We start from the raw sequence: 11686 nt of genomic DNA, 5'->3' as shown, positions 1-11686 counted from the left end.
GGGCCCGGCGCCGCTGTGTACGAGGCTGCTCGCCTGCTCTGACGGGCCCGCCCGGACGCGGGCGGCAGGGTGCCTCGCCCCGCCCCGCAAGCCCCTGACTTTACTGGCCTTCCGGCGTGGCTTGCCCCTTGCTCAATGGGCGGGCATGCGCCGTCTTGCCGTCCTCCTGTCGTGCCTGGCCGGGCTGTCCGCACCTCCGGTGCTCGCCGAGCCGCTCCTCCGCAACCTGGGCGTCACCGTCGCTCCGGTGGGGGCCTATCTCCTGACGGACCCGGAGGGGGCGCGCGAGGCGGGCTACACCGCGAGCCTGGCCTGGGGCTACCGCAAGCACTCCTCGGTGATGGAGGTGGGCGGGCACGTGGCCTCCAGCCGCCGGCACACCGAGGCCACCCCCATGTCCATCCGCATCACCCCGTCAGGCCCCCGGCGCGTGCGGCCCTACCTGGGCGGCGGGGCCAGCCTGCTGATGGCCCACGACAAGGAGGACGTGGCTGCCTCGCGCGCGCTGCAGGTGGGCGCGGAGCTGTGCGGCGGGGTGGGGGTGGAGCTGGGGAGCCAGCTCTTTCTCTCCGCCGAGGCCCGGTACCAGAACTTCTCCGCGGGTGGAGACCCGTTCTCTGGTGAACGGGAGTCCATGACTTCAGGGTACCTCGGCCTGGGGTTCCGTCTGTAGCGCGAGGCCCCTGGCGCTACAGCCCGGCAGCGACCTGTTGGAAGAAAATTTGCGCTCACTCTTGCGTCCTCTACAATCCTCGACGGTTGCGGCTCGGACGCGTCCGACATGTACGGACGTTCAGCGGGCCACACAGCAAGGGAGCGGCGATGGAGCGCAAGGTCGGAAGTAGCACGGTGACGGCCAAGGAGGTCAAGGCGGCGCTGGAGAAGACGCGCACGCTGTCGGCCGAGGAGGAGAGGGTTCTGCGCATGCGGCACGGTGCCGGCGCTTCCAGCACCCGTGCTCCGCTTCCCCGTGCCGCGGGTGACAACCAGGAGCTCGGCGACGAGCTGCTCGTCATCGAGATGCAGCTGCTGAAGGCGATGCGCGCCCGTGCGGGCGGCAAGCCGGTGGCCAGCGGGAACAACAAGCAGGCGATGACTCCCGCGGCACCCGCGCCGACGCCCACCAAGGCGGCCGGCAACGCCACCAAGGACAAGATCGTCCGGGCGCTCCGCAAGAAGAAGTAGTCCTCTCGCGGAGTACCCCCTAGCGGTTGAGGATGGCCACGAGGCGCTCCCCGGCCTCGGGCAATGCCAGTGGCGTGCCCGAGACCTCTGTGGCCAGTCCTTCCGCGTCGTCCGTACCCCCTCGCGCGAACAGCCCCTTCAACCAGGCGGCGGCGCTGGGGTTCCTCCAAAAGTCCTCGTTGAAGCGCTCCGTGAGGCGGGCGGTGAGCCGCGTCTCCAGCGCCCACGCGCGCAGGTAGTGGGCCGTGTAGAGCTGCGGGTCCACGTCGTGGAGGAAGAAGCCCGGGTGCGGCTCGACGAAGAGCGCCCGGCGCTGGCCGTCCGCGTACTCTTCCGCGCGCTCCGCCGAGGGGCCGCGCAGGCTGAGCGACAGCTCGTAGGACAGCTTCGCGCAGTGGCGGCGCAGCACGGCCAGGGCCTGGAAGGCGCCCAGTCGCGCCGCGTCGCGCGCGGCCAGGGTGGGCAGGTCGAGGTAGCGCTTGAGCCAGCCGGGGGACAGCAGCAGCCGCTCGAAGAGGGCCGCGTACGCCTCCGTCACGGAGGCATCTCCGAGGCGGCGCAGCTCCATGGGCAGGTTCTCCGACACGTGGGCGCGGTGCTGCGCGTGGCCCATCTCATGGAGGAGGCTGCCCAGCGAGTCCATGCCGCCGCGCGGCTGGATGACGAGGCGCACCTCCTCCGGCACGCGCACGGTGGCGACGAAGGGGCGGGGGGCCTTGCCGGGGCGCGCCTCGTCGTCGATGCGGATGCGGCCCTCGGCGTTGGGCGTCAGGTGCCACTCGCCGAGCCAGCGCACCACGGCGGGGAAGGCGTCCTCGCGGCGGAAGAAGGCGTCCATCCACGGGGCCTGGAGTGCGGCCTGGAGGTCATGCCGGCGCGCCTCGCCGCCGGGCAGCGGGCGCAGCGTCGGCTCCACCTTCTTGAGGACGTAGCCGAGCACGTCGCGGTAGGCGTCCTCGGTGCGGCGGAGCGTCTCCGCGGCGGCCTCGGCCAGCTTGCCGAAGGCGATGCCGGTGACTTCCTCGCGCAGGGTGGGGTAGTCCTTCGCGCCCAGCCGCGCCACGGTGTGGAGCATCGCCTCGCGCCGGTCGCCATAGGGGCCGCGGTGGTCCCAGAGGAAGTTGCCGACGGCGCGCTCCAGCAGGGTGCGCCGGCCCCGGGCGGACTCGCGGGGAAGCTCGCTGAGCGCCTCGGCGAGGGAGAGCGTCTGGTCGTCCACGGGGAGCTGGGACTGGGCTTCCAGGGTGGCCACGGCCTCGGCGGGACGGGCGGCGAGCGCCTCTTCCACCTGGGAGGCGACCAGCTCACGGACGAGCAGGATGCGGCGGACGGTGACGGGCTCCTCTCGCAAGCGGGCCTTGGCGAGGGCCTCGTTGGCGGCGGCGAAGGTGTCCGGGGAGGACAGCTCGGGGAAGGACGCGTAGAGGCTGGTGACGGGGAGTCCCGGCGCGAGGCCGGCGCCATGCCGGTAGTGGAGCGTGGCGAGCTCGGCGAGGAAGTCGTCCAGCCGCGTACGGACGGAATGCAGGGGACGGTCCATGGGCGCGGAAGGTAACAGGAAGCGGGCGGCGCGGGAGGGCGAGGCGGGCGTAGAGTGCCGCCGCAATGACACCTGCGCCTGACTCATGGAGATGCGCGCTCCCCGACGCTTCGCGGCGGGACGGAGCGGAGGCGCCTGCCCGAGCGCACGAGGTGGGGCCGTGAAGTCACCTATTAATGATGCGGGCCTTCCGGCGCGTGAGGTGCGGTGGTGAAGCGACGGACGTTCCGTGCGGAGGGTGCGCTGGTGGGGCGGGCGGTAGCGGACGCGGTGGCGTCCGAGCTGGCCGTGCCCGCGACGGAGGCGCGCAAGCTGGTGGACGTGGGCGCGGTGTACGTCTCGGGGCGGCGGAGCCGGGATGCGCAGGCGCGGCTCACGGCGGGGCAGGTGGTGATGGTGGTGCTGGAGGAGTCGGGGCAGAGCTCCCTGGCCGAGGCGCCCGCGGCGCCGGTGCTGCGCGTGCTGTACGAGGACGCGGACGTCATCGCCGTGGACAAGCCGGCGGGCGTGACGGCGCAGCCCACGGAGGGACGCGTGGGCGGCAGTCTGGTGGACCTGGTGGGCGCGCACCTGGGCCGCGAGGCGGGGCTCGTCCACCGGCTGGACCGGGAGACGTCCGGCGTGACGGTGTTCGGGAAGACGGCGGAGGCCACGTCGGCGCTGGCCGCCGAGTTCCGCGAGGGACGGGCCCGCAAGCGGTACGTGGCGGCCACCGGGCCGGGGCTGCCTCCCTCGGGGACGGTGGACCTGCCGCTGTCGAAGGACCCGTCACGCCCCGGGCGCTGGCGGGCGACCCGCGCGGCCAACGGCGTGCCCGCGCTGACGGACTTCCGCACGCTCCACGCGGGGGCGGAGTTCTGCGTGGTGGAGCTGCTCCCGCACACGGGCCGCACTCACCAGCTCCGCGCGCACCTGACGGCGCTCGGAGCGCCGATACTCGGGGACGCGCGCTATGGCGGCGCGCCGAAGGCCGGAGGCGTGGAGGCGCTCCGGTGTCTGCTGCACGCGCAGGCGCTGGAGCTGGGCCACCCGCGCACGGGGAAGGTGCTGCGAGTGGAGGCGCCGGTGCCGGAGGACCTGCTGCGCTTCTTCTCCGCCGTGGGCGTCGCGGTGCCGCAGGGGCCCATCGCGGCAGTGGAGGAGGGACGAGTCGCCCCCGCCGACAGGGAGTAGCGGGGCTGCTACGGACTCCGTGCCATGGCTGGAGGCTCCGACCACGGCACCACGCCCAGCTCGTCCGCCGCGAGGAGGAAGTCCCCTAGCATCCGGCCCTGGTCGGCCAGGGTCTTCGGCGTCGCCACCGCCGCGAGCAGCTCCAGGCCCCGCTGTCGCCACGCCTCGTCACCGGTGAGCCCATGCAGCGCCGCGAGGAAGCGCGCCGCCGCGACGTTGTGGAGGAACGGACGCTCCCTGCGCGCGAAGACGCCGACCGCATCCGAGTCAGGTGTCATCTCGTGGAGCCCACCCGCTTCCTTGCCGCCGAAGTCAGCCAGCATCGCCCGGGCCACCCGCTCGGCGACCTCGCGATAGCGTGCCTCGCCCGTGACTCGTGCCAGCACCGCCAGTGCCCGCCCGAGCGCCGCGGCATCCGCGAGGAAGCGCGGTCCCGAGCGCGTTCCCTTCTCGCGCCACACCAGGCCCCCGTCCACATGGGTGCCGAGCAACACGTCCATGGCCTTGCGCGCACGCACCAGGGGCGCCGAGTCCCGCGTCACCTCGTGCAGCGCCACGAGGGCGGCGATGGCCAGTCCGTTCTCCCGCGCGTACACATGCGTGTCCACCCACGGCAGCCCGAGCGCACGGCGACCGGCGTCGTCCTTCGCGTAGTACACGTGGCCATCCACGAACGGCACGCTCCGGTCGTGCGCGCCCACGTCCGCATCCTGGTTCGTGTAGAACGTCCCATCCGGCGCGCCGAGGAACGTCTCGAGGTAGCGCGCGATGCCCCGCGCATCGTCCAGCAGCGCCGGAGTCCGGAGGAGCGCCCAGGCGCGCGCATACGCCTCCAGGTTCGGCGCCTGCATCACCATCAGCTTCTCGAAGTGCGGGTCCTTCCAGTCCTTCCCCGCCGAGTACTGGTAGACGCCTCCCCACACCGGGTCCAGCACCGCGCGCTGGCGCTCCAGCGTGAAGTCCACCCGCCGCCGTGCCGCAGCGTCTCCACGCGCGGCCCTGCGCACCTCGAACTCCGTGTTGCCACCCAGTGGCAGTTTCTGGAAGTCGCCCCAGCCGCCCTCGCGCGCGTCGTACCCACCGTCCAGCGTGAGCACCAGGCGCGCCGCCACCCAGGGCAGCAGCGCGGGCGTCGCCGGCACGTCGAGGACGCGGGCTCCCATGGCGTCACGGGGCTCCCGCGCCAGGGCCTCCACGCGCTGGAGCAGCGGCAGCAGGCGCTCCGGTGGCAGATAGCCCCGATACTTGCCCACCTCCTCCGCGTCCGGCGTCAGCAGGATGGTGGCGGGCCAGCCGTAGTCCACCCACCGCTCGGCCAGGTCCGGGCGGGCGTCCACGTCCACGCGGATGGTGACGAAGCGCTCTCGCAGCAGGCGGCCGACCTCGGCGTCCCGGTACGTCGTCTCGTCCATGACGTGGCACCAGTGGCACCACTCCGCCGCGCCATCGACGAGGATGTACCGGCCCTCCCGCTTCGCCCGTGCGAAGGCCTCCGCGCCCCAGGGCTCCCACTGGAAGCCCTGCTCCAGCCCCCGGTCGCGAGCCTGGACGATGTCCACCCGCTCCGGCGTCCCGGGACGGACGAGCCCTCGCGGCGGCGTCACCGTGGCGGAGTGGCAGGCGGATGCGGCTGTCAGCAGCAGGAGGACCCACGGCGGGACGCGGTGCATATGTCCCCTGTACGGCCGTGCCGCCCGCGTGGTTTCGCGCTCCTCGTGTGCCCGCGCCCCTCACGCCGCGCAGGTGAAGTCCCGTCCCTCCACCCAGCCCCGCGCCGTCAGGTCCGCGCGAATCTCCTCTCGCGCCCAGCGCACGCCCACGCAGACCAGCAGGTGGCTCCGCCCGGGAGGCCCCAGCTCCTCCGGTGACACCACGGGGATGTCCTGGATGCGGGTGCCCACCTTGCGTGGGTGGACTTCCACGAAGCGCTCCACCGTCGCGCCCTCCTCGCGCAGGAAGCGGGCCAGCGTCTTGCCGCTCGGGCCCGCGCCCCACACCGTGCAGGGACGCCCGTCCGCGAGGGGCCCGCGTCCGCGCATCAGGTATTGCGCCTTCGTCCAGGTGAAGCGGCGCACCGCATAGCGTGGGTCCGTCCACGTCAGCCGCTGGTGGCTGTCGCGCCAGCGCAGCAGCACCTCGTCGAGGTTCCTCATGCCGTGGCCCCGGTCCATCAGCTCCAGCCAGAGCGCGTAGTCCTCCGGGAAGTCCCCGTGCCGCCACCCGCCCGCGGCCACCACGGCGTCCCGGCGCAGGCACACCGAGGGGTGGCAGACGGGGCTCTCGATGAAGCGCTCGCGGAAGAGGCGCTCGGCGGAGGTGAGTCCGTTGAGCCAGGACGCGTACGCCTGGAGGGAGGGACTCACGGGCTGGTCCTCGCGGAACAGCTCCACGCCCGTGCCCACGCCTGCCAGCTCAGGCTCGGATTCCAGCGCGGCGACGCTGGCCTCCAGGCGGCGGGGGAGGGCCTCGTCATCCGCGTCCATCCGGGCCACGTAGGGCGAGGTGGCCCTACCGAGCGCCAGGTTCAGCGCCGCCACCAGACCCCGGCCCCCGCCGTCAAGTACCTCCACCCGGGAGTCCCGGGCCGCGAGGGCCTCCAGCACCCCACGCGTACCGTCCGTGGAGCCGTCGTCCACCGCGAGCACGCGTACGTCCCGGAGGGTGCCCTCCAGCAAGCTCTCCAGGGCGCGGGCCACGGTGGGCTCGGCATTTCTTGCAGGGAGAAGGACCGTGACCACCGGGAGGGGCATCGTTGTGTAGACTGCCCCACCCATGGGTGGCGTGAGAAACGGCAAGAGCGCCGGCACGCCGGAGCCCCCAGCCGCCCGACCTGAGGCGCTGCGGCCCGGCGTAACCGACGTGAGGCCGGAGGAGGCTGCGCAAGACTCGGTGGACCGGCACCTCCGGTCCGCCGTGGGTCTGTTGCGCGAGGGCTCCGCCGCCCGTGCGTTCGGCCAGCTCGCCCGAGCCAGCCGCACCGAGGCCATGACGCCGCGCCTGGCCGCCGCGCTCGTGCGCTTCGCCCTGCTCGCCGGCACCGAGGCCGCCGCCATCACCCTGCTCGATGCCACGCAGGGAGGGACTCCCGAGGTCCGCCGCGCGGTGCAACGGCAGCTCGCGAGGGTGCTGCGGCGGGTGGGGCAGCTCCCTCGCGCCATTGCCGCGCTGGAAGCCGTGCTGGCGGAGTTCCCCGAAGACCGGCGGGCCCGGCACGGACTCCAGGTGCTGAAGAAGCACGAGGCGCGGGCGCGAGGCGACGTCGAGGGGGGCACGGAGGCACCAGCGGGAAGGACCGCTGAGCCTGCCGCCACCGTGAGCGGCGTGCTGGCGAAGCTCCCGACCCGGAAGGCCGGCGTCCAGGCCCCCGCCGTCTGGGATGAGGACTCGGGTTATCGCGAGGTCACGTTGGTGGAGCCCGCCTCGGACGGGTCGGAGGAGGCACAGCCGCCCGAGCCTCGCGAGGCGACAGCGGTGGCCTTCCCGTCGGTGGCTTCCGCCGAGCCTCGCGAGCCGACGGCAGTGGCCTTCCCGTCGGTGGCTTCCTCCGAGCCGAGGGAGCCGACGGCAGTGGCCTTCCCATCGGTGGCGTCCGCGGAGCCGCGCGAGCCGACGGCGGTGGCCTCTCCCGTGGTGGCTCCGCCTCCGCCGCACGCGCCCTGGTCGCCGCCAGAGGGGAAGCCCGACGCAGCCCGGGTTGAGTCGCGCTCGAAGACGGAGCTGGAGATGCCGGCGCTCGGGATGGCGCTCGGCCCGACTGAGAAGCTGCCGGTAGCGGCGTCGTCGAGCAGGCCCGCTCCGGAGGCCAGCAAGACGCTGATGGAGCTGCCCGCGGTGGTGTTGCCCGCGAGCAAGCCCGCTTCGGAAGCAAGCAAGACTGTCGTGGAGATGCCCGCGGTGGCCATTTCGCCGAGCCCGCCACCGCTCGAGTCGCGCCCGACGGTGGTGGAGATGCCCGCCGTGGTCGTGCCTTCGAGCACGCCCACCGTCGAGCCTCGCAAGGCAGCGGTGGAACCACCCGCGACCTCCAGCACGGTGCCCTCCGAGCAGCGCTCTGGATCTACCGGGGGACAGCACCTGTCCGTCCCCTGGTCCGACTCTCCCGAGGACGAGGAGCACGAAGCGCCGCCTCCGGTGAAGCGGGACGCCCCGCCGCCGCCCTACATTCGCGCCGGTGCCTGGACGGATGACGAAGCGACGGGTGAGGTCACCTCGGAAGCGCCACCTCCTCCTCCGGCCGATGAACCTCGGGGCGCTCCTCCGCTTGCGAAATCGCCGGGCGCGCAGCCTCCCCAGCCGATGTCGCCCGTGGACACGCAGGAAGTCTCCATGGCGGACCTGCAAGCCGCGCTCTCGGGGGCGCGGCCGTCAGGAGCCACCCCCGCCCGAGCGGACGGCGCGGGAGCGCCACTTCCCGCTGCCACGGTGGGAAGTGCTCCCACGGCTCGCGCTGACGGCGCGGACACGCTGGCGCCAGGCGCGGGGCGTGCTCCCGGTGCACGTGTGGAAGCCGGCCCGGGGCTGAAGCCCGAGGACGCGGAGGAGCTTGCGCGCTCGCAGAAGCTGGAGGCCCAGCTCATCGCGCGTCAGGCGTGGCGCGAGCTGGCGCAGCTCTATCTCAAGCGTGCCGACCGGGCGAAGGACGCGTCCGTGCGCGCGGAGGCCCTGACCCGTCTCGCGGAGGTGATGGAGAACGAGCTCCAGGACCCCGCGGGTGCCGCGCGCATGTACCGGGAAATCGTCGACCTGACGGGGGACCGCTCCGCGCTCCGGGAGCAGGTGCGGCTCCTGTCCACGCGTGGCGATGCGTCCCTGGTGCGGCGCGCGCTCGACGAGGCCATCCAGCGGGCTCGCAGTGCCCGGGCTCGCGCGGGCGCGCTCCTCACGCGCGGAGAGCGATGGCTCCACATGGGCGAGCCGACCATGGCGCGCGTGGACTTCGAGGCGGCGGAGGCGCTCGTGCCGGGACTGCTGCCCGTGCTCGCGGGGCTCCTTCGCTGTGTCTCCGAGGCGGAGCGGCCGGCCACCGCCGAGCGGCTCCGGGTCGCACTCGCGGCCGCGCCCCGCCGCGCGCCCGACCGGCTCGAAGGGCTGCGCATGCTCGCGCAGGCGGCGGAGGAGTCGCTGGGTGACCTGCGCATGGCGCAGTGGGCCTGGACGGAGGTGCTCGCGGAGAGCCCCGAGAGTGAGCAGGCCCGGGGCCAGCTCGTGGCGCTCGCGCGGAAGCTGGGAGACCCGAAGGCGCTCGGCCAGCTCCTGCGCGCGCAGCTCGCCCGCGAGTCCCGAGGTCCTCCCGCCCGACAGGCCCGCCTGGAGCTGGTGTCCACGCTGGAAGCGCTGGGCGACGACGAGGCCGCGCTGAACGAGCTGCGCCAGGCGGTGCGGTACGAGCCCGGCCACAAGGAAGCGTGGCTGCTGCTGGTGGACCGTCTCACCGCGCGCGGGAGCATGGGCGAAGCGGCCTGGGCGCTGGAGCACGCGGCCACCGCCATGGAGGACGAGCAGGAGCGCGAGCGCGCCTGGGAGCGGCTCGCCCGGCTCTGGCGCGACGTCCTCCGCGATTCCGAGCGTGCGCAGGTCTTCGCGCGTCGAGCGGAGAGTCTGCGGCAGGCGCGAGAGGAGCGAGAGGTTCCTCCTCCCGAGCCGCCCCGCAGCGCCACGCCACGCCGTGAGCCGAGCGGGCCGAAGTCGCCCCTGATTCCGGCGCCCGCGACGTTGTCCCTCACGCCCTCGGGTATCGCGGCGCTGGCCAACGAGGTCACTTCCACCACGGACCCGGGCGCCGTACCCGCCGTCGTGGAGCCACCGAGCGCCGGAAGGGAAAGAGCAGGGAAGAAGGCCCGCAAGGGTGATGCGCCGTCCTCGTCGCGCAAGGGGAAGCGTGCGTCCCAGTCAGACAAGGCCAGCGAGGCTCCCGACGTGAAGGGCGGTGCCGCCTCGCCCCGTGCGGAGCGCACTTCCGTCGCGCCCCCCGCACCGGGTGTTGCCGTCGCGCCCGGCGTCCCCGTCGGTCGCGCCGAACAGCGCAATCCTGCCCCAGTCGGAGCCTCCCCGGCTCCGAAGGCGCCTGGCCGCGCCGAGCCGCCGCGCCTCTCGCCATCGGAGCCCGCCCCGAAGTCTCCTGCTCGCGCCGAGCCACCTCGCCTCTCCCCAGCGGAGCCTTCCCCGAAGTCTCCTGCTCGCGCCGAGCCACCTCGCCTCTCGCCATCGGAGCCCGCCCCGAAGTCTCCTGCTCGCCCTGAGCCGCCGCGCCTCTCTCCATCGGCCAGCGCGGACCCTGTCCCGAAGTCTCCCGCTCGCGCCGAGCCGCCGCGCCCCGCTCCATCGGCCAGCGCCAGTCCGGCCCCGAAGCCCTCCGCTCGCCCCGAGCCGCCCCGCCTCATCCCCTCGGAAGGCGCCGACCCAGCCGCGAAAGCTCCCGCTGCGCAGCGCGGCCCCGCCTCACGTGGAGACAAGGCACCTCCACCCCGCGCCCCCCAGCCCGTGAGCGACGACGAGCCCTCCGTCATGGCGACCCGGGCCCTCGGCGCGAGCGGCCGTGTCCCCGCGCCGCAGGCTCGCGGCGGCGCCGCTGAAGGTGAGTCGCTCCCCCGCAGCAAGAGCGCCATGGACATCATGGCGGAACAGTCCGTGGACCTTGGCTCCGCGCCCGTGGCGGAGACGCGCGTCATCTCCTGGGAAGCTCCTCCCGGCCCCATGCAGCAGGTGCGACGCATCGTCCGCGCGCGCCCGGAGGGCACCGTCACCGTAGCCGCCCCGGCCAGACCGGCCACCGCGAAGCCCTCTGCCCCCGAAGCTCCCGCCCGGGTGGGGCCCGGCGCCTCGGAGACGCGCGAAGCCCCCGCCGTCTCCGAGCCCTACCAGGACACCGAGCCCAACGCCTTCAAGCACCTCCGCGAGCGCCCGCTCGACGCGAAGCCCTACCGCGAGTCCGCCGAGTACTTCGACAGCCGGGGCGACCCCGGCCGCGCCTCGCTCATGCGCGAAATCGCCGACGCACTCGACGGGCGCGAGTCCCCCGCGGCGCCGCGTCTCCAGCGCCCCAAGCTCACCCTGGAAGAGCGCGCCGGCCTGCGCCACCCCGGCCTGCGCACGCCCTCCGGCGAGCTGCTCGCCTGCGCGGGCATTGCCCTCTGCCGCCTCTTCCCCGCCCAGGGACGCGCCGCCGGCACCTCGGAGCCCCTGCGCGCCTCCGCGGGCCCCGGCGCGCCCGCCATCCTCGACGCGCTCCACACCGCCGCGCGCGTGCTGGACGTCCACCTGCCCGAGCTGGTCCTCGCCGAGGACGACGGCCCGCCCTTCACCGCCGTCCACGCGGGCCAGCCGCGCCTGCTCGTGGGGCGCCTGTCGATACGTCAGCCCCTGTCCGCCGCCGAACTCCGCTTCCACGCCGGCCGCGCGCTCTTGTCGCTGTCCCCGGACCTGATGGCCCTGCGCGCCCTCAAGGGAGGCCAGCTCCTGCGCGCGCTGGCCCTGCTGTCCACCATCCTCAAGGACCCGCGCGCCTCCGGCCCCGAGGCTCGCGTGGTGCGCGACTCGCTCTCGCCCCGGGCCCTGGAGCGCACCCTCGCGCTGCTGGACGCTGGCACCCGCGACTTCAACTCCTCCGCGCTCGCGGACGCGGCGCGCGACTCCGCCAACCGCGCGGGGCTCGTCGCCTGTGGAAGCGTGGGGCCGGCCCTGGCCATCCTGCGCGCGCGCCGCAACCAGGACTCGGAGCTGGTGGAGCTGCTGCGCTTCGCCGCGTCCGAGCGGTACTACGAGCTGCGCGAGCAGCGCGCGTCGCGCTGA

The 11686-nt window shown here is 74.0% G+C and carries 7 protein-coding genes; 4 read left to right on the top strand and 3 right to left on the bottom strand.

From position 1 onward, the window contains the following. Window positions 1-145: 145 nt before the first annotated feature. Window positions 146-673 carry an acyloxyacyl hydrolase gene (locus tag G4D85_RS02350; RefSeq protein WP_164007438.1) on the top strand — a complete coding sequence of 176 codons (528 nt, stop codon included), beginning with the start codon at window positions 146-148 and terminating at the stop codon, window positions 671-673. A gap of 149 nt (window positions 674-822) precedes the next feature. Further along, a complete protein-coding gene (locus tag G4D85_RS02345) occupies window positions 823-1185 on the top strand; it encodes a hypothetical protein (protein ID WP_164007436.1) in 363 nt (120 codons plus the stop codon). Between the two features lie 19 nt (window positions 1186-1204). Here G4D85_RS02345 and G4D85_RS02340 read toward each other — a convergent pair whose 3' ends face one another. Continuing rightward, window positions 1205-2725 carry a peptidase M3 gene (locus G4D85_RS02340; protein WP_164007434.1) on the bottom strand — a complete coding sequence of 507 codons (1521 nt, stop codon included), beginning with the start codon at window positions 2723-2725 and terminating at the stop codon, window positions 1205-1207. 210 nt (window positions 2726-2935) lie between these two features. Here G4D85_RS02340 and G4D85_RS02335 point away from each other — a divergent pair, with 210 nt between their 5' ends. Beyond that, window positions 2936-3898 (top strand): RluA family pseudouridine synthase, encoded by a 963-nt coding sequence (locus tag G4D85_RS02335; RefSeq protein WP_164007432.1) that lies wholly within the window; start codon window positions 2936-2938, stop codon window positions 3896-3898. Window positions 3899-3906: 8 nt separating this feature from the next. Here the strand turns inward: G4D85_RS02335 and G4D85_RS02330 are convergent, their stop codons facing one another. Continuing rightward, window positions 3907-5568, bottom strand: coding sequence for a DUF255 domain-containing protein (locus tag G4D85_RS02330; RefSeq protein WP_164007430.1), 1662 nt, complete (start codon window positions 5566-5568; stop codon window positions 3907-3909). 60 nt (window positions 5569-5628) lie between these two features. Continuing rightward, window positions 5629-6648, bottom strand: a complete 1020-nt coding sequence (locus G4D85_RS02325) for a glycosyltransferase (protein WP_164007428.1) — start codon at window positions 6646-6648, stop codon at window positions 5629-5631. Window positions 6649-6670: 22 nt separating this feature from the next. On the opposite strand from G4D85_RS02325, the gene G4D85_RS02320 reads away from it, so the two are divergent. Further along, window positions 6671-11686: a hypothetical protein gene (locus G4D85_RS02320; RefSeq protein WP_164007426.1), complete on the top strand. Its 5016-nt coding sequence runs from the start codon at window positions 6671-6673 to the stop codon at window positions 11684-11686.

The sequence above is a fragment of the Pyxidicoccus trucidator genome (assembly GCF_010894435.1).
Taxonomy (GTDB): Bacteria; Myxococcota; Myxococcia; order Myxococcales; family Myxococcaceae; genus Myxococcus; species Myxococcus trucidator.
The sequence above is the reverse complement of the archived record's forward strand: the minus strand, read 5'-3'. Positions and strand labels throughout refer to the sequence as shown.

Excerpts from the sequence above, each read along its gene's own strand:
- G4D85_RS02350 (WP_164007438.1), top strand. The coding sequence starts at position 146 with ATGCGCCGTCTTGCCGTCCTCCTGTCGTGCCTGGCCGGGCTGTCCGCA.
- G4D85_RS02345 (WP_164007436.1), top strand. The coding sequence starts at position 823 with ATGGAGCGCAAGGTCGGAAGTAGCACGGTGACGGCCAAGGAGGTCAAG.
- G4D85_RS02340 (WP_164007434.1), bottom strand. The coding sequence starts at position 2,725 with ATGGACCGTCCCCTGCATTCCGTCCGTACGCGGCTGGACGACTTCCTC.
- G4D85_RS02330 (WP_164007430.1), bottom strand. The coding sequence starts at position 5,568 with ATGCACCGCGTCCCGCCGTGGGTCCTCCTGCTGCTGACAGCCGCATCC.
- G4D85_RS02325 (WP_164007428.1), bottom strand. The coding sequence starts at position 6,648 with ATGCCCCTCCCGGTGGTCACGGTCCTTCTCCCTGCAAGAAATGCCGAG.
- G4D85_RS02320 (WP_164007426.1), top strand. The coding sequence starts at position 6,671 with ATGGGTGGCGTGAGAAACGGCAAGAGCGCCGGCACGCCGGAGCCCCCA.